Annotated in this window: 24 protein-coding genes and 1 tRNA gene; 9 read left to right on the top strand and 16 right to left on the bottom strand. The window is 67.8% G+C overall.

Going from position 1 to position 20,324, the window contains the following annotated elements; all coding sequences use genetic code 11:
• Nucleotides 1-156: 156 nt before the first annotated feature.
• The gene (rsmI, locus tag CDOO_RS04255; RefSeq protein WP_245616243.1) at nt 157-993 is read right to left on the bottom strand and encodes a 16S rRNA (cytidine(1402)-2'-O)-methyltransferase; all 837 of its coding nucleotides are present in this window, start codon (nt 991-993) and stop codon (nt 157-159) included.
• Between the two features lie 44 nt (nt 994-1,037).
• Between rsmI and CDOO_RS04250 the strand changes: the two genes are divergently transcribed.
• Complete coding sequence (locus CDOO_RS04250) at nt 1,038-2,603, top strand: dolichyl-phosphate-mannose--protein mannosyltransferase (protein ID WP_051064040.1); 1,566 nt, start codon at nt 1,038-1,040, stop codon at nt 2,601-2,603.
• Between the two features lie 122 nt (nt 2,604-2,725).
• Here the strand turns inward: CDOO_RS04250 and CDOO_RS04245 are convergent, their stop codons facing one another.
• A complete protein-coding gene (locus CDOO_RS04245) occupies nt 2,726-3,358 on the bottom strand; it encodes a zf-HC2 domain-containing protein (RefSeq protein WP_018021914.1) in 633 nt (210 codons plus the stop codon).
• Nucleotides 3,351-3,761 carry a DoxX family protein gene (locus CDOO_RS04240; protein WP_026159354.1) on the bottom strand — a complete coding sequence of 137 codons (411 nt, stop codon included), beginning with the start codon at nt 3,759-3,761 and terminating at the stop codon, nt 3,351-3,353. Before CDOO_RS04240 ends, CDOO_RS04245 begins: the two co-directional genes overlap by 8 nt.
• 55 nt (nt 3,762-3,816) lie before the next feature.
• On the opposite strand from CDOO_RS04240, the gene CDOO_RS04235 reads away from it, so the two are divergent.
• On the top strand, nt 3,817-4,302 hold the full coding sequence (locus CDOO_RS04235) for a methylated-DNA--[protein]-cysteine S-methyltransferase (protein ID WP_018021916.1): 486 nt from the start codon (nt 3,817-3,819) through the stop codon (nt 4,300-4,302).
• A gap of 6 nt (nt 4,303-4,308) precedes the next feature.
• On the top strand, nt 4,309-4,902 hold the full coding sequence (locus CDOO_RS04230) for a DNA-3-methyladenine glycosylase I (RefSeq protein ID WP_018021917.1): 594 nt from the start codon (nt 4,309-4,311) through the stop codon (nt 4,900-4,902).
• 7 nt (nt 4,903-4,909) lie between these two features.
• Here the strand turns inward: CDOO_RS04230 and CDOO_RS04225 are convergent, their stop codons facing one another.
• From CDOO_RS04225 to CDOO_RS04200, 6 genes are all read right to left on the bottom strand, one after another.
• A complete protein-coding gene (locus tag CDOO_RS04225; RefSeq protein ID WP_018021918.1) occupies nt 4,910-5,785 on the bottom strand; it encodes an alpha/beta hydrolase family protein in 876 nt (291 codons plus the stop codon).
• 110 nt (nt 5,786-5,895) lie between these two features.
• Nucleotides 5,896-5,968 (bottom strand) — tRNA-Ala (locus CDOO_RS04220).
• A 46-nt stretch (nt 5,969-6,014) separates the two neighbouring features.
• Nucleotides 6,015-7,070, bottom strand: coding sequence for a divisome protein SepX/GlpR (gene sepX / locus CDOO_RS04215; RefSeq protein WP_018021919.1), 1,056 nt, complete (start codon nt 7,068-7,070; stop codon nt 6,015-6,017).
• A 76-nt stretch (nt 7,071-7,146) separates the two neighbouring features.
• Nucleotides 7,147-7,815, bottom strand: coding sequence for a GNAT family N-acetyltransferase (locus tag CDOO_RS04210; RefSeq protein WP_020384605.1), 669 nt, complete (start codon nt 7,813-7,815; stop codon nt 7,147-7,149).
• A 29-nt stretch (nt 7,816-7,844) separates the two neighbouring features.
• The gene (gene glp / locus CDOO_RS04205) at nt 7,845-9,158 is read right to left on the bottom strand and encodes a molybdotransferase-like divisome protein Glp (RefSeq protein ID WP_018021921.1); all 1,314 of its coding nucleotides are present in this window, start codon (nt 9,156-9,158) and stop codon (nt 7,845-7,847) included.
• 81 nt (nt 9,159-9,239) lie between these two features.
• Nucleotides 9,240-10,184 (bottom strand): UTP--glucose-1-phosphate uridylyltransferase, encoded by a 945-nt coding sequence (locus CDOO_RS04200; RefSeq protein ID WP_020384607.1) that lies wholly within the window; start codon nt 10,182-10,184, stop codon nt 9,240-9,242.
• A 79-nt stretch (nt 10,185-10,263) separates the two neighbouring features.
• On the opposite strand from CDOO_RS04200, the gene CDOO_RS04195 reads away from it, so the two are divergent.
• The 3 genes from CDOO_RS04195 (at nt 10,264) to mscL (ending at nt 12,097) form a co-directional block, all read left to right on the top strand.
• Nucleotides 10,264-10,890 carry a 5-formyltetrahydrofolate cyclo-ligase gene (locus tag CDOO_RS04195; protein ID WP_038573289.1) on the top strand — a complete coding sequence of 209 codons (627 nt, stop codon included), beginning with the start codon at nt 10,264-10,266 and terminating at the stop codon, nt 10,888-10,890.
• A gap of 6 nt (nt 10,891-10,896) precedes the next feature.
• The gene (locus CDOO_RS04190) at nt 10,897-11,541 is read left to right on the top strand and encodes an SAF domain-containing protein (protein WP_018021924.1); all 645 of its coding nucleotides are present in this window, start codon (nt 10,897-10,899) and stop codon (nt 11,539-11,541) included.
• A 97-nt stretch (nt 11,542-11,638) separates the two neighbouring features.
• The gene (mscL, locus tag CDOO_RS04185; protein ID WP_018021925.1) at nt 11,639-12,097 is read left to right on the top strand and encodes a large conductance mechanosensitive channel protein MscL; all 459 of its coding nucleotides are present in this window, start codon (nt 11,639-11,641) and stop codon (nt 12,095-12,097) included.
• A 217-nt stretch (nt 12,098-12,314) separates the two neighbouring features.
• Here mscL and CDOO_RS04175 read toward each other — a convergent pair whose 3' ends face one another.
• The 7 genes from CDOO_RS04175 to CDOO_RS04145 all read right to left on the bottom strand — a co-directional run bounded on the left by CDOO_RS04175 (nt 12,315) and on the right by CDOO_RS04145 (nt 18,088).
• A complete protein-coding gene (locus CDOO_RS04175) occupies nt 12,315-12,899 on the bottom strand; it encodes a MogA/MoaB family molybdenum cofactor biosynthesis protein (protein ID WP_018021927.1) in 585 nt (194 codons plus the stop codon).
• A gap of 42 nt (nt 12,900-12,941) precedes the next feature.
• On the bottom strand, nt 12,942-14,246 hold the full coding sequence (locus tag CDOO_RS04170) for a S1C family serine protease (RefSeq protein WP_018021928.1): 1,305 nt from the start codon (nt 14,244-14,246) through the stop codon (nt 12,942-12,944).
• Nucleotides 14,247-14,363: 117 nt separating this feature from the next.
• The gene (locus CDOO_RS04165) at nt 14,364-15,764 is read right to left on the bottom strand and encodes a HAMP domain-containing sensor histidine kinase (RefSeq protein ID WP_018021929.1); all 1,401 of its coding nucleotides are present in this window, start codon (nt 15,762-15,764) and stop codon (nt 14,364-14,366) included.
• Nucleotides 15,761-16,459 carry a response regulator transcription factor gene (locus CDOO_RS04160; RefSeq protein WP_026159355.1) on the bottom strand — a complete coding sequence of 233 codons (699 nt, stop codon included), beginning with the start codon at nt 16,457-16,459 and terminating at the stop codon, nt 15,761-15,763. The genes CDOO_RS04165 and CDOO_RS04160 overlap by 4 nt, the downstream gene beginning before the upstream one ends.
• 127 nt (nt 16,460-16,586) lie before the next feature.
• Entirely contained in the window at nt 16,587-16,760 is a 174-nt protein-coding gene (rpmF, locus tag CDOO_RS04155; RefSeq protein WP_018021931.1) for a 50S ribosomal protein L32, read from the bottom strand.
• A gap of 18 nt (nt 16,761-16,778) precedes the next feature.
• Nucleotides 16,779-17,054 (bottom strand): type B 50S ribosomal protein L31, encoded by a 276-nt coding sequence (locus CDOO_RS04150; RefSeq protein WP_018021932.1) that lies wholly within the window; start codon nt 17,052-17,054, stop codon nt 16,779-16,781.
• 137 nt (nt 17,055-17,191) lie between these two features.
• Nucleotides 17,192-18,088 carry a CPBP family intramembrane glutamic endopeptidase gene (locus CDOO_RS04145; RefSeq protein WP_162138666.1) on the bottom strand — a complete coding sequence of 299 codons (897 nt, stop codon included), beginning with the start codon at nt 18,086-18,088 and terminating at the stop codon, nt 17,192-17,194.
• 212 nt (nt 18,089-18,300) lie between these two features.
• Between CDOO_RS04145 and CDOO_RS04140 the strand changes: the two genes are divergently transcribed.
• The 3 genes from CDOO_RS04140 (at nt 18,301) to rpmB (ending at nt 20,323) form a co-directional block, all read left to right on the top strand.
• Nucleotides 18,301-19,311 (top strand): sensor histidine kinase, encoded by a 1,011-nt coding sequence (locus tag CDOO_RS04140; RefSeq protein ID WP_039746538.1) that lies wholly within the window; start codon nt 18,301-18,303, stop codon nt 19,309-19,311.
• Nucleotides 19,308-19,919 carry a response regulator gene (locus CDOO_RS04135; RefSeq protein ID WP_018021935.1) on the top strand — a complete coding sequence of 204 codons (612 nt, stop codon included), beginning with the start codon at nt 19,308-19,310 and terminating at the stop codon, nt 19,917-19,919. The genes CDOO_RS04140 and CDOO_RS04135 overlap by 4 nt, the downstream gene beginning before the upstream one ends.
• Before the next feature lie 167 nt (nt 19,920-20,086).
• Nucleotides 20,087-20,323, top strand: coding sequence for a 50S ribosomal protein L28 (rpmB, locus tag CDOO_RS04130; protein ID WP_018021936.1), 237 nt, complete (start codon nt 20,087-20,089; stop codon nt 20,321-20,323).
• Nucleotide 20,324: the final 1 nt, after the last annotated feature.

Here is a 20,324-nt window from a genome sequence, read left to right as displayed (position 1 = left end):
AGCTCAAAGGGGAAATCCTGAGAAGGGAATATGCAGAAAATCACGGCAAAGTTCCAGGCTTATCGCCGATCCCTGTCCGGTGTTTGCGCTGGTGGCCGCGCTTATTGGGGCCCCTAGAGTCACAACTTCGTAACTATTGCATAAATGCGTCGCAGGTCACTGCCTGGCGGCGAGCACGGCCTCGTACAGCTCGCGCGTGGACACCTTGTGGGTTCCGGACACCGTCTTGCACGCCTCCTTGAGACGCACCCCAGATTCCACGAGCTTTTCGACGGCCGGTACCAGCTCATCGACATCCTTCACCTCATCGCCGGTGACCCCCTCGATGACCACCGTGATCTCACCCCGGACCCCCTCGCCCGCCCACTCGGCGAGCTCGGCCAGGCTGCCGCGGCGCACCTCCTCGTAGGTCTTGGTCAGCTCCCGACACACCGCTGCCCGGCGCTCCCCCAGCACCTCCGCTGCCGCGGCCAGAGTGTCGTCGATGCGGTGGGGAGACTCGAAGAAACACACTGCCCGCCTCTCCGTGGCCAGCGACTCCAGCCAGGCGCGCCTAGCCCCCTGCTTGCGCGGCGCGAAGCCGTCGAAGATGAAGTGGGCGACGTTGAGGCCGGAGAGCGCCAGTGCCGTCGGCACCGCCGAGGGCCCGGGGATGCAGGTGACCGGGATGCCGGCGGTGTGGGCGGCGTCGACGAGCGAGAGGCCCGGGTCCGACACCAGCGGCATGCCCGCGTCGGTGACCACCAGCACGGTGCCGGAGCGGGCGGCGTCGAGAAGCCCCGTCACCCGGGAGGCCTCGTTGTGGTCGAAGTTGGAGACGATGCGCCCGGCGATCTCCACCCCGAGCGCCGTGGCCAGCGCGCGGGTGCGGCGGGTGTCCTCCGCGGCGATGACATCCGCGGTGGCCAGGGCGTCCCGGAGCCGGGTCGAGGCGTCGCCGATGTTGCCGAGCGGGGTCGCGGCCAAGACTACGCCGGTGGGGAGATCAGACATGGCCTCCAGCATGGCACAAACCCCGTGACCTAGACTCATCATTCGTGAGCAGCACGATTTTGCAGAAGCCGCGCTTCAGCGCACCAGCCCGACCGCCCGCGCCCAGGCGCTACGTCTACGGTCGAGCCGACGTGGTTTCCACCGCCGTGATTGCTTTTCTCGCCCTCGTCACCCGTTTCTCGGGGCTGACCGAGCCGGACGCGCAGGGCACCCCGGTCTTCGACGAAAAGCACTACGTTCCGCAGGCCTGGGACATGGTGCGCTCGTGGGAGAACCTCTTTATCGGCGGGATCGAATCGAACCCCGCCTACGGCCTGGTCGTTCACCCCCCGCTGGGCAAGCAGCTGCTCGCCTTCGGCGAGATGGCCTTCGGCTACAGCCCGCTGGGCTGGCGGTTCATGGTGGCCATCTTCGGTTGTCTCACCGTCCTGGCCACGATGGAGCTGGCCCGGCGGCTGTCGCACTCCTGGCAGGTGGCGCTATTCGCCGGCATCATGGCGGTCTGTGACGGGGTACTCCTGGTGTCCGCGAAGTTCGGCATGCTGGACATCTTCCAGGTGTTCTTCGTCGTCTGCGCGGCGCTGTTCTTGGCCGACGATCATGAGCAGGTGCGCCACCGGATGCACGCCGCCTACCTGGACGGACAGCTGGGTTCCAGCGCCTTCGGGCCCCGCGTGGGCTACCGGTGGTGGCGCTTCGCGGCGGGTGTCATGCTCGGGCTCTCCCTGTCGGTGAAGTGGTCGGGGCTGTACTACATTGTCTTCTTCGGTCTCATGAGTGTGTTCATGGACCTGGCGCTGCGGAGGCGTTACGGGGTGCGTCGATACGTCAGCGGCACGCTCGTGCGCGACACCGTCCCCGCGCTGGCCTCGCTCGTGCTGGTTCCCGCGCTGCTGTACCTGTGGTCGTGGCGCGCCTGGTTCGCTTCCGAGACCTCCGTCTACCGCCACTCCGCCACCGACGGCACCATCGAGTCCGGCTCACTGCTGAACATCCTGCCCGACCCCCTGGCCAGCTGGATGTACTACCACGTGTCCGTCCTGGAGTTTCACTCTGAGCTCACCTCCTCGGGCGGGCACTCGCACCCCTGGGACTCCAAACCCTGGTCATGGCTCGCCGCGACCCGGCCGATCCTCTACTACTCCTCCACCGACATCCAGTGCGGGGACACCACCTGCCGATCGATGATCTACCTCTTCGGCACCCCGGTGATCTGGTGGCTCACCGTGCCCGTGGTGCTCTGGGGCGTGTGGCGGCTGATCGTGCGCCGCGACCGCCGCTTCGTCATCCCCGTCGTCGCCTTCGCCGCCGGGTTTCTCCCCTGGCTGGCCGCCTTCGACCGGCAGATGTACTTCTTCTACGCCACCGCCCTGGTCCCGTTCACCATCGTGCTGCTCGCCCTGGCGCTGGGCATGCTGGCCGGGAAGGGCCGCGTGGTGGAGCGGCTGCGCCCGGTCGCCCCGGTGGCGCTGCGCTCGGGAACGGTGGCCGTGATCTGTTATCTAGCGCTGGTGGTGGCCATGTTCGCCTACTTCGCGCCGATCCTCTACGGCATCGTCGTGCCGGATTCCTATTACAACCAGCTCATGTGGCTGCCGAGCTGGACCTGACGGTTACTTCCCGCGGGGCCCTAAAGGAGTCGGACTAGCGTAGACGCGCTTCCCGTCATGTTTGTCTAGAGGAATCGACGGCTAGGACCACTCCCCTAGGCCTCTCCTCGGGAGGACGAGCGTCAGCGCGGATCCGCCGAGAGCGTGCGCCACGCCTCGCGCAGCACCACCCCGCGATCGGCCACAAACGTCAGCGCGAGCGCCGCGACCGTGACCACCAGCAACACGAGCAGCCCGATCTGCGCGCCGTCCACCAGCCCGAAGACCACGTCGCGGGCGGTGAATCCCAGCAGGAACGCGGTCACGGTCGCGGGCACCACGGCGAAACCCGCGATGAGCTCGGGGCGCCACGCGCTGAACAGCAGCCCCACGGCCAGCCCGAGACGCAGGGCAGCGGCTTCAATGTCCGCATTCGACCCGATGAGCGACATCGCCCAGACCACGTGCGCCATGGCGAGCAGCACCAGCGCGATCCGGCCCGCGCGCAGCCACGTCTGCCGGGCCAGCGACAGCCGCCGCCACTCCGGCTCCACCCCGGCGAGGATGGTGTCCGCCAGGTCCACGGGCGGCCGCATCGGGGAACCGACGGGTTCGGAGCTGCGTAACGACGACGAAAAGTGCGCCACCCGATCCTGATAGTCCCTGCATTCGTCGCACGCAGCGACGTGCGCGTCGATGACGTCATCGGCCAGGCCGGCGGGCTCGCCGTCGATACGCGCCGACAACGCGGCCTGGATCTGATCGTGGTCAACCACGGGTGGTCAGCACCCCGTCGAGGCTCGCCCGCCCGGGGCCGAACACGATGATCATCAGCAGCGCCGCCGCCAGCAGCAGGGGAAACTCCAGGCCACCCTGGGAGGTGAAGAACCCGGCGTCGACGTGGACGAACCAGATCGCCGCCACTATGAGCAGTGCCAACGCGCCCGCGACATAGGCGGCGAGCAGGCCCAGCACCAGCAGCGCGCCGCCGAGCAGCTCCGCGGTGGTGGCCAGCCAGGCCGAGGCCTGCGGCTGCGGAACCCCCGCGGCGGAGAATTGCCCCGTCGTCTCCGTGAGACCGGTGAGAAAGAGCTTGGCGTAGCCGTGCGCGACAAAAATCACGCCGACGATGATGCGGAAAATGAGCAGCGCAGCATCTCTCACGGCAGGCCTATCCATGGCGATTAGACTACAACAGACACCGTCGCTCCCCGAACAGAAACGGCCCCGGCTCATGCTTGTTCACCGCACCATCGACTCCCCCATCGGGGCGCTCACCCTCTACAGCACTCCGGCCGGCCTGAGCTACCTGGCGTTCAGTGACGTCGAGCAGTACGCGGCGCAGTCCGTCGAGGACACCTCCAGCGCGGGGGTTGCCGTGGCGCAGCTGGAGGAGTTCTTCGCCGGGCGACGCCGCGAGTTCTCCGTTCCTCTCGACGTTCCGGGGGAAGGGTTCCAGCGCCGCGCCCAGCAGCTCATGGCCGAGATCCCCTTCGGGGAGACCCGCACGTACACGCAGCTCGCGGAGGCCACCGGCAACCCGAACGCGGTGCGCGCGGCGGGCACGGCCTGCGCGAAGAACCCCGTCCCCCTGATCTGGCCGTGCCACCGCATCATCCGCTCGGACGGGACGTGGGGCACGTACCGCGGTGGCGAGGAGGCGAAGACCTGGCTGCTCAACTTCGAGGCCGGGAACCCCGCCGGCCCGGGCGCGGTCTAAGGGAACATGACTGAACTGATCACCGGCTCCGACGGGCTCGCCCGCCCTGCCTGGGCCGAGGCCTCGGACCTGATGCGCACCTACTACGACACCGAATGGGGCATGCCCGTGCACGACGAGGCCGGGCTCTACGAACGCCTGGTCCTGGAGGCCTTCCAGTCCGGACTGTCGTGGTCGACGATCCTGGCCAGGCGGGAAAACTTCCGCCGCGCCTTCGCCGACTTCGATCCCGACAAGGTGGCCGCGTTCACCGAGGAGGACGTCGCGCGGCTCAAAGAGGATGCCTCGATCATCCGAAACGAACGCAAGATCCGCGCCGCCATCACCAACGCGCGCGCGACGGTGGCGCTGCGTGACGACGGAGGCCTCCCCGACTTCCTCTGGTCCTTCCAGCCCGCCGAGACCCCCGCCCCGCGCACCATCGACGAGGTGCCCACCACCTCGGAGGAGTCGGTCGCGCTGGCCAAGGCGTTGAAGGCGAGGGGATTCACCTTCGTCGGGCCGACCACGATGTACGCGCTGATGTCGGCCATCGGCATGGTGGACCTGCACCTCGTCGGCTCCCACCGACGGGGGTGCTCCGGGGTGTGGGCCGCCTAGTACGCCACTAGGACTGCTGGACCCACTCCGCCACGGCGGGCCACAGAGCCTTGTTGGCGCTGCGGAAGAACCCCATGTGCCCGATGGATTTCACCCCGATGGATTCCGGGGTGATGTCCCAGCGTTCGACGTCGGCGTTGACCAGCCGGTCGGCGAGTACGTTCGAGGCCTCCCTCGTGGCCCACAGGTCGTCGGTGAAGATCACCGAGTGCACGGGTCCGGTGACGGCCGCGAACCGTTCCTGCGGGGTGCTGCCCTGGCCCGGGAAATCCTTGTCGTCGAAGAAGTACCCGGGCTTGCGGGTCCACCTGCTCCACTGCGTCATCACGCCGACCGGGATGTCCCTGCCGATGCCGATCTTCGCCACCGGGACGTGGCCCAGGACGCGGGCGGTCAGCGGGGTGATGATGTTGAAGACGGTCCAGATGCGGGCGCGCTCCTTGCGCTCGGGGATCAACTGCGTGACTCCCGCGTGGCTGGCGATGGCCGCGATGGCGTCGACGGGTTCATCCTGGAACGCCATGAACGACCCGTGGGCGCCGACGGAGTGGCCGACGACGACCAGCCTGCGGCCGGGGAACTCCTTGCGCATGTAGCGGTTGGCGGCGGACACGTCCAGGAGCATCCAGTCGCTCATGAGCAGCGACTTGTCGGAGAGATCCTCGGGCTGCGCGGACTTTCCCGTTCCCCGGAAGTCATAGATCAGGGCGGGCATTCCCTGCTCCGCGAGGTATTCGGCGAACTTGGCATAGAGCCCCATGTGCACGCCGGTGGCGGGGTGGATGATGACGGCAGGCTTTTCCTCGATCAGTTCAGCGGGGCGGTAGAGCTGGCCGCCGAGATGACGGCCGTCGGAGGTGGGAAACGTGATGTCGCTGTGCATGTGGCGTAATGCTACAGGCAGAAATACCTATCAGTGCGGGGTTGAGCCATAAGAAAAAACCGGTGGCGGCGACCTCTCTCGAAGTCGCCGCCACCGGCCTTGTTTCACCGTGGAGCTTAGGGGAATCGAACCCCTGACCTTTGCATTGCGAACGCAACGCTCTACCAACTGAGCTAAAGCCCCGTGCGGGATCTGACTGTACTCCCGGGCGCGCTCGGAGGGAAAATCCTCAGCTCACGCGGCGGAACGAGCGCCGCGGGGCCCTGTCCTCGTGTGTCTCGCGCAGGGCGGCTCCCCGGTCGGTGACAGCCAGGTCGTGGAAGTCCGGACTCTCGTCGTCGAACTCGAGCACGTTGCCGGCGGGGTGACGCAGCTGGGCGGGGACACCCGACTGGCGCACGCCCAGGCGAGCACGACGCAGATGCCGGACACGCACGGCCCGCAGCTCGCTCTCCTGGCGAACCTGGGTGCGCAGCGCCGAGAGGTACAGGGCGGTGAGGCCGGTGGCGACCGCGGGCGCAACCCACATCCAGCCACCGACGACAACGGCGACGAGCAGGGTCACCACGACCGCGGCCACCAGGCCGACGAGCGTGCGGCGGCGGCGGGCGTACAGGTCGTGGGAACGCTGTGCCACCAAGTCCGGGTCCCAGCCCCCGCGTGCGCTGCGGCGACGGGCGAACTCGACCTCCTCCTCGCTGAGCTCCTCCGGCTCGGCAGGCGCAGAGTCCTCGGTGCCCTTGAGCTCGGCGACCTCCGAATGGTCCGCAGCATCGGCCACCCGGGTGGAGGGGTGCAGTAGATCGGCGGGGCCGGTGTAGGTGTCGTCGAGGTCGTAGGTTCCGCCGCGGGCCTCCTCGGCCTCGACCGAGTCGTCCACGGAGGCGAGGCCCTCATCGTCGGCGTCCGCGTCCGCATCCGATCCCCCGAGCGCCAGCATTGCGCTGGCGGCGGTGGAACCGGTGGTGTCGGCGACCACTTCGCCGTCGACCACGTGGCCCGGTTCGTCGATAAGCACGTCCTCGTCGGAGACCAGCTCGGCCGCTTCGGCCTCGACCAGCTCGTAGTCGTCTTCCTCGTCGCGGCCGTGGGAGCGGACGTCCTCGGCGCGCAGGCGGGGCTGGCGGCGACGGCCGAGCGTTCCGCTGCCGCCCTCGTAGAGGACACGGGTCTCGTCGAACGCCTCACCCGACTTGTGGATGGGTCGCTGACCGCGCAGAAGCAGGGGCGCGAGCACGATCAACCACACCACGATGATCAGGATGATGACCAGTGTTGGTGACACGTTACGGCCGACCTTTCAGGAGGGGGAGGAAATCTAGATATCTGGCCGAATCCTAACCGTGCTGCGGGGTGCGGAATCACCGCCACGCCGCAAGGCGGCCCGCCTTCAGCAACCGGCTCACGCAGGTGTCCGGGTGCTCGTCCGCGAGCTGCGCCACGAAGTGGTGGTCACGCCACCGGCCGTCGATATGCAGGTTCTGCCGGAGGAAACCCTCCTCCCGGTAGCCGTTGACCGCGAGCACCCGCCGCGAGGCGGGGTTGTCCGGGAGATACGTGGCGGTGAGGCGGTGCAGGCCAATGCGGGAGAAGGCGTGATCGGTGGCCAGCGCGCACGCCGCCACCGCCACTCCCCTGCCCATGTACGGCGAGTGCACCCAGTAGCCGACCCACGCCTCAGAAACGCCGCCGTGCTGGATGTTCCCGATGGTCACCTGCCCGGCGAACTGCCCGTCCACCTCGATGACCAGAGGAACGATGATGCCCCGACGGCTCATGTCGCGGAGATGGCCGAACGTGTGACGCCAGGACGCCTCGTCATGGGACGCCGTCCAGCTCGCGCGCTGGGTAGGTTCGACGGGGCGCAGCCAGGACTCGTCGATGATGCGCTGCTGCGACCAGGCCTCACCGTCCCGGACCGTCAGCGGGCGTAACCGCAGCGCGGAGCCGTCGGTGAGGCGCACGGAGGCGGTGGCTTCCGGCCACCCCGGGTGGACGGGATCGCGCGGGGCGGTGCTCGGGCCGCGCATCCTCCGCACCCTGCCGAAGGGATCGAACATCAGGAGCGCTGCGCCAGGAAGATGACGTCGACGATGTCACCCGGGCGGATCTCGGTGACCTCCTCCGGAACGCGGATCATCGCGTTGGCCTCGGCCAGCCCCGCCAGCAGGTGCGCGGGAGCGCCGGTCGCCCCGCCCAGCCCCTCGACCAGATAGTCCTGGGTCTCGGCATCACGCATGAGACGCGCGCGGATATATCCCCGGCGGCCAGCGGTGGACGCGACGTGGCCGATGGAGCGGGCACGCACCACCCGGCGTTCCGTGCTGTGCTTGCCCAGGGAGGCCCGGATGAGTGGGCGAGCGAAAATCTCGAAGGCCACCAGCGCCGAGAGCGGGTTGGCGGGCAGCAACAGCACCGGGATGCGCTGCTCCCCGAGGAGGCCGAAGCCCTGGACGGAGCCGGGGTGCATGGCCACCCGGGTGGTGTCGATCTCCCCCAGCTGATCCAGCACGTCCCGGATCGGGCCGGCGCCGGAGCCGCCGACCGCGCCGGAGATCACCAGCAGTTCGCTGCGCTGGATGTGGGTCTCCACCAGCTCGCGCAGCCGGCGCGGCTCGCCGACCGCGATGCCCACGCGGGTCACATCGGCGCCCGCCTCCGCGGCCGCGGCGGCCAGGGCATGGGAGTTGACGTCGTAGACCTCTCCCAGCCCCGGCGTCTTGTCGATGTCCACGAGCTCGTGCCCGAAGGACATCACCGTCACCCGCGGGCGCGGGTAGGCCAGCACCTTGGAACGCCCCACGGCGGCAAGCAGCCCCACCTGGGCGGGGCCGAGGACCGAGCCTGCGGTGACGGCGACGTCGCCCGGCTGGATGTCGTCGCCTGTGCGGCGGACGAAGTCGCCGGAGCGCACGGGGCGCAGGGCCGTGACACGCTTACGCCCGCGGTCCGTCCATTCGAGCGGCAGGACCGCGTCCGCGAGGGTGGGCAGCGGGGCACCGGTGTGCACCCGGACGGCCTGTTTCGGCTGCAGCCGCAGCGGCTGCCGGGAACCGGCCGGGACCTCTCCGACGACGGGCAGGGATCGTTCTGTCGCTTCGACATCCACCGGGGAGGGGACGTCTTCTGAATCCGCGGCCTCGTCATCCGGATCCACGTCGCGCCGGTGTCCCAGTCCCCGCTCGCCGCCCACATCCACGGCCCGAACGGCGTAGCCGTCCACTGCCGCGAGCGGGAACGCCGGCAGTGGCTCGGTGGCCTGGACCTCCTCCGCCGAGGTCAACCCGAGCGCCTCGGCGATGGCGATACGCACCGGCTCCGGGGTGACGGCGGCATCGGTGATGATCGCCAACTGTTCCTCAACGGATCTCACGGGACACCTTCTTCGGATGTACGGGGGCGCCCGCGGCTAGGTTCTGCCGCGATGCGCCCCGTGGGGAAACTGGCGGGGTGGTCAGAGACCGTTCTCGGACTCGTACTCGTCCATGATCTTCTTGATCGACCGGTACAGCGACTTTCCGTACTTCGGGTGATGCAGGCCGAAGTCGACGTTGGCCGGGATGTAGCCGCCCGGGTTGCCCAGATCGTGCCTGATTCCCTCGTGCACGACGATGTGCACCGGGTGTCCCTCGCGGATGAGCAGCTCAATGGCGTCGGTCAGCTGGATCTCCCCGCCCTTGCCCGGCTCGATCCGATCGAGGGCGTCGAAGATGGCCCGGTCCAGCAGGTAGCGCCCGACGGCGACGAAGGTCGAGGGCGCGTCCTCGGGTTCCGGCTTCTCCACCATGCCGGTCACTCGCTTGACCAGCCCGGCCGGCAGGTCGGAGGCCTGGGTGTCGATCTCCTCGACATCAAAGACCCCGTAGTTGAACACTTCCTCGCGGGGCACGTCGAAGGCGCAGAGGACGGAGCCGCCGAGCTCCGCGCGGACCTCGGCCATCTTCTCCATGACGCCGGTGGGCATGACCAGGTCGTCGGGAAGCATGACGGCGAAGGCGGTCTCGTCGTCGTCGAGCGCCTCTTCCGCGAGACCGACGGCGTGGCCGAGCCCGAGGGGTTTGTCCTGGACCACGGCGACCGGGGAGATCAGCTCGGCGGCCTTGCGCACCTTGGCCACCTGCTCGTCCTTGCCGCGCTGAGACAGGGTCTCCACCAGGTCGGGGAACTCCGCGAAGTGCTGCAGGATGCCGTCCTTGTTGGGGGCGGTGATGATCGCCAGCCGGGTCGCACCCAGCCGGGACGCCTCTTCCGCAATGAGCTCGATGCCCGGGGTGTCCACGACGGGGAGCAGCTCTTTCGGGACGGTCTTCGTCGCGGGGAGGAACCTGGTTCCCATGCCTGCCGCGGGGACGACGACGGTCCGAACCCCGTTCGGGGATTGGTTGTTGGGTTCTGCCATGGCGTCGACCCTACCGTGCAGCCCCTCCCCCTCCGGCATAAACCCGCCGCACGGCAGGCCCCGGCATTAGTGTGAAACCATGACACCTCCGGAAACCGTGCGTGAACTCAAACGATCCGTCCGGCGGGAGCTCTCGGCCCGTCGAAAAGCGCTGCCCACCGCCGAGGTGGACCGGCAGAATTCCGAGATCATCGCCCACGCGCGCGAGCTGCTGCGTGGGCTTCCCGAGCCCCGCCTGCGCATCGCCGCCTACCATGCCGGCGAGCGGGAACCCGGGGGAAAACTCCTGGTGGACAGCCTGTACGGGGACGGACACGAGGTGCTTCTGCCCATCTCCGGTGAGCGTGGCGAGCTCACCTGGGCGCGTTACCAGGGCCCCGAGGCCACCGCGCCGGGACGACTCGGCATCTCCGAGCCCACGGGCGAGCGCCTCGGCACCGACGCCCTCGCGGAGTGCGCGGTCATCTTCGTCCCCGCCCTGGGTGTCACCCCGGGCGGCGTGCGCATGGGCAAGGGCGGCGGCTACTACGACCGCACGTTGTCCCAGCTCCCGGACAACGGCCCGCTCACGGTGGTGTTGCTTTACGACGCCGAGATCACCGATACGATTCCCACCGAGGCACACGATTTCGGCGTCGCCGCCGCCATCACCCCGCGCGGGCTGATGTCGTTTCCCGGGAACCAGGACGACCTTTCGCCAGTCTAAGCAGGGGTGAAGCTCTCCTTCCCTTTCTCCCCTCCCGGCCACCGCCGCAGCGTGCTGCTGCGCCGGGTCGTCGCCGCGGCGCTCGTCGTGGCCGCGGTCGTCTCCGCTGCGGCCTCCCGGCTGGAGTCGGATCCCTCGGTGGTGGTGTTCGCCCGCCCCCTGGCCGTGGGCTCGGAGGTCAGCGCGGAGGACCTGCGACTGAGCCCGTTCCCCTCCCGGCTCATTCCGGAGGGCGCTGCCACTGAGATCGCCGCCGTGACCGGCCGGGTGGTGGTCACCGGAGTCGGGGCTGGGGAGGTGGTCACGGATGCCCGGCTGACCGGGCCGCGGCTGACGGAGGAGCTGGCCGCGGGCTTTCCCTCGGATCAGCGCCCGGTGGTGGTGCCCGTGAAACTGGCGGATCCCGCGACCACCGCGTTGCTGCGCCACGGTGACACGGTCACCCTCGTCACCACCGCGGAAACCGCGGCTCCTGGACCCGATCCAGGGCCCGTCCCGGGCATCGTCGTGGCCACGGGCGGGCGGGTGGTGATCGCCGATCCCGCCCAGCCGGAGACCATTCTCGTGGCCCTGGAGGCCGGGCAGGCGCAGCGCACGGCGTCTGCCTCGCTGAGCACTCCGCTGGGCATCGTGGTCACCGGTGACTCCTGAAGTGGTGCGGCGCAGAGAAATATGGCTATACTCATCTCGCCCCGCATTCGGGGACCCGTCAACAACAGACGGTACTGCATTCGGGAAAGGTACAACTGTGCTTCAAGGCTTCAAAGAATTCATCATGCGCGGCAACGTCGTGGACCTGGCCGTCGGTGTCGTCATCGGCTCCGCCTTCGCCACCGTCGTCACTGCGCTGACCGACAACTTCATCGCTCCCCTGCTCGCCCTCCTCGGTGACCCCGAGGTCGGCGGCCTGGCCTTCCAGCTCCGTGCCGGTGACGAGGCGACCACCATCGACCTCGGCGCCTTCATCTCGGCTCTGATCAACTTCCTCCTCGTCGCAGCCGTGATCTACTTCCTCGTCGTCATGCCGATGAACAAGGTCGCTGCGGCGCAGAAGCGTCGCCAGGGCATCGACCCCGAGGCCGAGGACCCGACCGAGACCGAGCTGCTCTCCGAGATCCGCGACCTGCTGGCCACCAACGGTGCCGCCACCACCCGCGGTTCCATCGCTCCGGAGACGGGCCTCGGCGGCACCCACCGTTCCGAGTAAGAACTGCTGAGGGCTGAGTTCAGCCCCAGTGAGGCGGTCGATCGCGTAACAGGCGATCGGCCGCCTCTTCTTCATGTCCGGGATCGACGCCATCGTCGTCGAGCTCGACGAACTCCCCGCCCGCCGCCGGCTCCTGCACCGGGAGGTCGGCCCGGCGGTCATAGCCGGCCGCGTCGCTCGGACGGAAGACCCGGCGACGTGGCCGACTGCCCATGACCTAGACCGAGTACTTCTGTAGCTGGTCGATGAGGTGGTGCACCAGGGCGGGGAGCATGGCCATGCCGTCGCGGATGGCCGCCCGGGAGGCAGCGAGGTTGACCACGACGGTGGAGCCCGAGATTCCGGAAATGCCCCGGGAGGTGGTCGCATCGACCGCCCCGCAGGCCTGGCCGGACGAGCGCAGCGCCTGGGCCACGCCCGGGACGTCCTGATCCAGCACGTCCGCGGTGGCTTCCGGGGTCTTGTCCCGCGGGCCCACACCCGTGCCACCGACGGTGAGCACGAAGTCGGTGCCGCCCACCACCGCGGTCTCTATCGCCTTGCGGATCTGTGACTTCTTCGAGGCGACGGTGATGATGCCGTCGACGTCGAAGTTCGCCTCCAGGAGGAGCTCCGCCAGCAGAGCGCCGGTGTCGGGGCCGGAGCCGATGCCGTGGTCGGCCACAAGCACGACCATGGCGCGGCGCCGGGACGGGCGGGTGATCTCCTGCTCCGCGGCGAGCAGTACGGCCTCGTCCGGTTCCTCGATGTCCAGCAGATTCTGGCGGCCACCAGCTGAGATTCCCTCGGCGCTCGGCATCATGGTTGTTCTCCTGTGAGTTGGTGGCGTGAGATGGACATGAATCTACTCGCCGGTGAGCGTTGCTTCTACTTCTCGGGTTTCCCCGGTGGCCGGGTCCAGAACCTCGAGGGTGACGGTCTCATTGAAGTCGTGGGAACGCACCGCGGCAATGAGCGCGTCGGAGGTGTCGATCGTCCGGTCGTTGACCCGGGTGATGATGTCCCCGTCGCGGACTCCGGCCTGCTCCCCCGGCCCGCCCGGCTGGACGCTGACGACCTGCGCACCCTGGACCGGGTTGCGGGCGTCGACCGTGACACCGAGCATGGGCTGCGTCGCCGTGCCGGTGGCGGTGAGCTGGTCCGCGACCCGGCGGGCGAAGTTCGAGGGGATGGAGAAACCCAGGCCGATGTTACCGGCGGCATCACCCGAGGACAGGGACGCGATCACCGAGTTCATGCCGATGAGGTTGCCGTTCATGTCCACCAGCGGGCCACCCGAGTTGCCGGGGTTGATCGCGGCGTCGGTCTGGATCGCGTCGATGAGCGAGGACTCCCCGCCGTCCTGGGAGGCCCGGACCGGGCGCTCCAGCGCGGAGACGATGCCCGAGGTCACCGTTCCCGACAGCCCCAGGGGTGCGCCGACGGCCACGACCTCCTGGCCGACGACGAGCTGATCGGAGTCACCGAACTCCAGGGTGGGCAGGTTCGAGGCGTCCCTGATCTTGATGATCCCGATGTCCGTCGCCGGGTCGGAGGCGACCACGTCCGCATCCTTCGTCGTGCCGTCGTTGAGCGTGACCTGGACGGTGCCGTCGGTGGTGCCGGCCACGACGTGGTGGTTGGTGAGCACGAGGCCGTCCGGGGAGATGATCGAACCCGAGCCTTCGCCTGCCGAGGTGTTGGTGACCACCTGGATCGAGACCACGGCGGGCAGCACGGCCTCGGCGACGCTGGCGACACTGCCCTCCGGGATCGGCGGCGCATCGGCCGGCTCGCTCCGCAGCACCTCAGAGGCGGACTGGGTGGAGGAATCGTCCCCGTCCCCGTCCCGGCCGACGGCCACCCCGACGATGCTGCCCGCGGCGACGGCACCGGCGAGCATGAGACCGAGGGCGGTGCCCAGACCGACGGAGCGTTTCCCCTCCGCCGTGCCGACGGGCGCCGATCCGTTGGCGGGGCCCATGGGGGCCGGCTGCTCGGGACGGGCGAAGGAGCGGGTGTCGTCAGCGAGCGGCGCGCTCTGGGGGAAGGAACCGTAGGGGGACGAGGTCGGCTCGAAGCCTCCGGGGTAACCCTGGCCGGAACCCTGGGGGCGAGAGGATCCCTCGGCGCGATCGGAGCCGGACTCGGGCGTGAAATTGTCGTTCATGGGTTACCACCTTGCACCACTGCGCTGGGACTGGACTGGGCCGGGACTGACGGAGTCAGACACGGTTTCTGTAGGTTTCCTGAATACGGTGGCCACAGTACGTCGATAAGCGACGCCCTACCGGGTCAGCCCGGGGAACGTGGCCACCAGTTTGGCGCCGCCGTCGTCGGACTCCTCTACCCACACCGATCCGCCGTGGCGGAGCACGGTCTGCTGGACGATGGACAGACCGAGACCCGAACCCGGCATGGAGCGGGATTCGTCGGACCGGTAGAAGCGCTCGAACACCTTCTCCCGCTCGTCCACGGCGATACCCGGACCCGAGTCGGAGACCTCGAGCCTGCCGTCGTGGAGCCGGACCCGGACGGTGCCGCCCGGCGGAGACCACTTGCCGGCGTTGCCCAAGAGATTGAGCACCGCGCGTTCCAGGGCCGCACTCTCGCCGATCATCGGCCAGGGTTCGGAGTCGACGTCGAAGGTGAGGTCGGGATGACGGCGTTCGACGCGGGTGAGGGCGGCGTCGATGACCTGGTCCAGGTCGATCTCCACGGTGCTGGGGTTGGCCTCCCCGTCGTCGCGGGCGAGGTCGACGAGGTCGTTGATGAGCGTGGCCATCTCGTCGAGCTGGGCGATGACGTCGTGTTTGATGTCGCGACGTTCGTCGTCGGGGATCGTCTGGCCGCTGTTGAGCACCATGAGGAGCAGCTCGACGTTCGTGCGGATCGAGGTCAACGGGGTCTTCAGCTCGTGGCCGGCGTCGGCGATGAGGCTGCTCTGCCGCCGGCGCGACTCCTGCAGCGTCTCCACCATCTCGTTGAAGGAGATGCTCAGCTGGGCCAGCTCGTCGGAACCGTGCACCTGGATGGGTTTGAGCTCGTCGGTGTGGGTGATCCGGTCGACGGCCCGCTGGAACCGCACGAGCGGGCGCAGACCCGTGGTGGACACAAAGGCGCCGGCGACTATGGACAGCAGGATGCCCAGCAGGCAGATGCCCAGCATCACCGAGCCCAGGGCGGAGATCAGGTCGTGCGTCCGGGCCATGTCCTGCGCCAGCACGATGGTCGTGCCGTCGCTGTAACGTTTGGCCAGCACCCGCTCGTTGCCGATGGTCTGGACCGTCGTGCCCAGGTCTGCACCCGGGGGAATGTCCGGGGCGACGAACTGGATGGCGTCGCCGTAGCTGAGCGAGTCCTCCCCCGGCTGCACGGCGACCCGGATGTCCGGGTGATACAGCTTGAACTGCTCGATGTCCTCCCGGATGCCCGCGATGCTGCCGAGATTCTCGGAGCGGCTGATTACCCCCGTGGCGTTCTGGTCCAGCTCCGCGTCCACGGAGGCCGTGAGAATCCCCGAGACCGTCCAGTACGTGACCAGGGTGATCGCCCCCACCGCGACCGCGACGATCAGGGTGGTGAGCAGCGACAGGCGCCAGCGGATCGGCGTGCCGGCCTCGTGGACGCGCGGATCGGAGGGAGAGAGTTCCTCGTCCGGGATGTCGCTGTACTTCCGAAGGATCACGGGGCGGTGTCGCGCAGGACGTAACCGATTCCTCGGACGGTGTAGATCAGTCGGGGTTCACCGCCGGCCTCGGCCTTCCGACGCAGGTAGCCGATGTAGACCTCGAGGGCGTTTCCCGACGTGAGGAAGTCGTAGCCCCACACCTCCTCGAGAATCTCCGACCGGGTGAGCACTTTCCGGGGGTTCTGCATGAGCAGGTGGAGGAGGGCGAACTCGGTGCGAGTGAGGCTGATGCGGCGGTCCCCGCGGGTGACCTCCCGTGTCTCGGGGTTGAGCCGGAGATCGGCGAACTCCAGCGTCGGTCGCTCTGCCCCACGGGGGGCGATGGCGTCCGCGGCGGCGCGCCGCAGCAGCGAACGCACCCGGGCGATCAGCTCCTCCAGGGCGAACGGCTTGGGGAGGTAGTCGTCGGCGCCCGCGTCGAGGCCCGCGACCCGGTCCGAGACCCCGTCGCGTGCTGTGAGCATGAGCACGGGGCGTTCGTAGCCGGTACTGCGCAGCTGGCGGCAGACCTCCAGCCCGTCCACCTTGGGCATCATCACGTCGAGAATCACCAGCTCAGGGCGCTCGGCACGGATGAGCTCGAGAGCCTCCGCGCCGTCGGACGCCTGCGACACCTCATAGCCGTTGAATCCCAGGGACCTACGTAGGGAATCCCTTACCGCTTGCTCATCGTCCACGACCATTACTTTCATAACCATAATTATGTATCAAAGTAGGTCGACGCGATGAATCGGGTAGGAAAAAGCCCCCACAAAGTGTCTCTGCGGGGGCTCGTCACGTGGGCTCACGCGGGTCACCGACCCACGGCCACAGTCGAAACTAGAACTGCTCGACGTCGATCAGGCCAGCCTTGGCGGCCTTGACCAGGCGGCGCGGGATGCGCACGGTCTGGCCGTCGATGGTGACTTCCTGGAGGGCGACGTTGTCGGCCTTCCACTGGGAACGGCGCATACGGGTGTTGGCGCGGGACATCTTGAACTTGGGAGTTGCCATTGTCTTTTACCCTCCTTCTTAGGACTCGTTGGACTTTTTCTTGCGGCGGGCCATGCCACCGAAACGACGCTGGAACTTCTCGACACGGCCAGCGGTGTCCATGACACGCTGCGCACCGGTCCAGAACGGGTGGGACTCGCTGGTCACGTCAACGACGATCAGCGGGTACTCTTTGCCGTCTTCCCACTCGATGGTGCGGGGGGACTTGACCGTGGACTTGGTCATGAACTGGAAGCCGGTACCGGCGTCCTGGAAGACCACCGGGTGGTAGTCGGGATGGATATCGTTCTTCATTAATTCGAAACCCTTCAGGATTGATACTTCAGGTCGGTTCGCCGGCGGTATGTGCGGCGATCGTGCCTGAGTTGGGGTCGGTGTAAACATTCAGCATCGCACGTGCCCTGCGGTACAAACGATGAACCTCAGACAGCCTACATGTCCTCGGCCCGAACCCGAAATCCCTCCCGATCCTGCTCACGGGGCTGACGGTGCCAGAGGGCGAGAATGACGGCGGCCATGATCACCTGCGCGAGACCCAGCACCAACCACGACGCGGTTCCGAGCTCAACGGGATACGCCACAGTCAATACGGCGAGCATCAGATGCATCCCGCCGTGGGTGCCCACGGCCCACCACATCGAGCCGCGCCACAGTACGACGGCACCGGCCAGCATGCCCATCCCCAGAGGCAGGACAAGGTAGACGAGGCGTTCCACCACATTCTGCTGCCCGCCCGCGGAGGCGAGATGGATGATCATGAAGGAGAAGGTGGTGAACCAGAAAGCCACCCACGGCCGGTCGCGCACAATGCTGAACAGCCAGCCACGGTAGAGCAGCTCCTCCGGAAATCCCTGCAGAACGTAGGCCCTGACGAGGACGTAGGCCACGCCGACAGCCACCCCGACGGCGGTTTCCCCTCCCCCGGGAGTTTCGGGGCCGGAATTCAGGCCACCGCCCACCGCGGCCAGGACGAACCAGCCCACCACCATCGGGCAGGCGACTAGCGCGCTTCCTCCGAGCATCCCGCTCACCGCCCGGCGCCCGCCGGCTACCCCGGTCAGACGCAACGGGGCCCGCTCCACCCACCTCATCCACGCCCACACGGCAAGGAATACGAGCACAGGGGTGAGCACAAACCACGCGGTGTTGTAGGCCAGGCGCGTCTCCTCCCCCACCCCGGAATACCACCTGGCGGGAATGGAACGTGCCATGTTCGCCGCCATGAGAATCACGGTGGCGGCGATCGCGCGGAGGAACAGTCCCCACCAATTGAGCGGCAGGAGAGGACGGAGGTGTTGTGGATCGATTTCACTCGCTTGGACATTCATGGCCCTCAAGCTAGGCGTGTTCCACCTGCCCCGACAGTCCCTGCGGGCAGGAAAACTCATGACCAGAGTCATGGGTTTGCCCGGGTACCGTCGGTGTCATGGGTGCTTCCCCACCAGCGATCGGGCCCCTGCTCCTGGACTTTTTCTTTGCCTCAGCACTGACCCTCTATTTCGGCGTTGTGCTGTCGCCACTGCGTCCACAGAACTGGGTGATGGCCGGCGCAGTCGCGGGGTCGCTGCTCGTGCTGGCGTGGGCTCTCTGGCGGTGGCGGCCCACGGGTTTCACTGCATGGGTTTTCGCCGCCGTTTCGATCGCCTCCTTCTTCGCGTGCGACAACCCCATGGCCTTCGCGCTCCAGTGGGTCACCCTCATCGTTCTCGCCCAAGGCGTGGGGCGTCTCGCAGCTGGGGTCTACGGCGCAGTCCTCGCCGCCATCCCCGTGGCGGTACATGTGATCTCCCAGAGCGGTCTTCCACGCATCGTGCTGGAGGGCACCGCGGCTACGCTCCTGGTGGTCAGCGGCCTCGCCTTCGCTTTTCTCATGGAACGCGCCCACACCCTCGGGAGGCAGCGTGACCAGATGCTCGCGCAGCTGACCGCGGCCAATGAACGCCTCCAGCATTCACTACGGGATTCCCGCACCCTCGCTCTCGCCCAGGAGCGGGAGCGGATCGCGGCGGCGCTTCACGACGGTCTCGGTCACCGGTTGACGACGCTCGGGCTCAGCCTCGACTACGCCACCCGCGTCCTGACCAGCGATCCGGACGCCGCCCACACGGAACTTACCCGTGCCAGGGAGGACACCTCCGCCGCGCTGGCTGACATGCGGGCGACTGTCCGCGCAATGGTCCCGGCAGTGCTCACCCCGGGAGGAATAGGCGAATCGCTGGACTCGCTCGCGGCGTCCTTTTCCGGGCCCACCCTGGACGTAACATGCGGTAGCACCGATCTGACGGACATGAGCGACCTGTCTGAGGAGGACAACGTGAGACTGCTGCGGTTTGCCCAGGAGGCGCTGACCAACGTCGTCAGGCATTCCGGGGCCGATGCGGCCCAGTTGCGTCTCGACGGACGCAGCCTCACCGTCTGCGACAACGGGACTGGCAATGACCGCCCGCCCAGCTTCGGCCTCGTCCACCGTGAAGGCCGCATCGATGCCGAGCCCCACGGCGGGATCGACGGCGGGTTCCCGGTCACCTACACACTGCCCGAGCGCTCATGAACCCCGTTCGCGCGATCCTCATCGACGATCATGAACTCCTCCTGCGCGGTCTCAGCCTCATCTTCCAGACACTCGATGAGGTCGACATCGTCGCCACCTCCACGGACGGATCCACCGCCCTCGCCCTGGCCAACGAGCACCGGGCGGACGTGGTCATCACCGATGCAGCAATGCCGGGCACCGACGGGCTGGCGGTGGTCAATGCCTGTACCCCACACGTGCCCGTTCTCGTGCTTACCACCTTCGACGACCATGCGCTGGTCTCCTCGCTCGTCTCCGCCGGGGCCTCCGGTTACATCCTCAAGGATGTTGCGCCGGAAGAGCTGGCGAGGGCGGTCGTGGCGGCCGCTCACGGAGGGCTGGCGCTCGATCCCCGGGTGGCGCGCCACGCCTACCAGCCGTCGACAAGCACTCTTGCGGTGTTGACCCGGACCGAGCGGGCGGTCGCCGAACACGTCGCCGTGGGTCGGACCAACTCCGAGATTGCTGCCGCCCTCTACCTCGCCGAGGGGACGGTGAAGAACCACGTGTCGGCGCTCCTGAGAAAACTCTCCTGCCGCAACCGCACGGCCCTCGCCCTGAGGCTCTCTAAAGCACTGGGCAAATGATTAGGTTCTGCGCCCAACGGCAGGTAAAGTAACCGACTGCTGTTGTCGAAAGTATACGTTTACGCCCCGTCAGCTGGCCTTTTGCAGTGCCCCGAGCCACCCCTCACACCGGTTCGGTGCGGCGCTGCACCGGCTTTGATGTGGGCGGCAAGGAGAAAGAAGCACCCATGTCGGCTATTTGCCAGGTCACGGGACGTGAGCCGAGTTTCGGCAAGACCGTTTCGCACTCGCACCGCCGCCACTCGCGCCGTTGGAACCCCAACATTCAGCGAAAGCGGTTCTACCTGCCCTCTGAGGGCCGGACCATCACGCTCAACGTTTCCACCAAGGGTCTTAAGGTCATCGACCGCGACGGCATCGAGTCCGTCGTCGCCAAGATCCGTGCACGTGGAGAGAAGGTGTAAC

Origin of the sequence: Corynebacterium doosanense CAU 212 = DSM 45436, from assembly GCF_000767055.1 — a bacterium.
In the GTDB taxonomy this organism is placed as follows: domain Bacteria; phylum Actinomycetota; class Actinomycetes; order Mycobacteriales; family Mycobacteriaceae; genus Corynebacterium; species Corynebacterium doosanense.
Note: the sequence above shows the minus strand (reverse complement) of the source record. Positions and strands in the feature narration are given on the sequence as shown.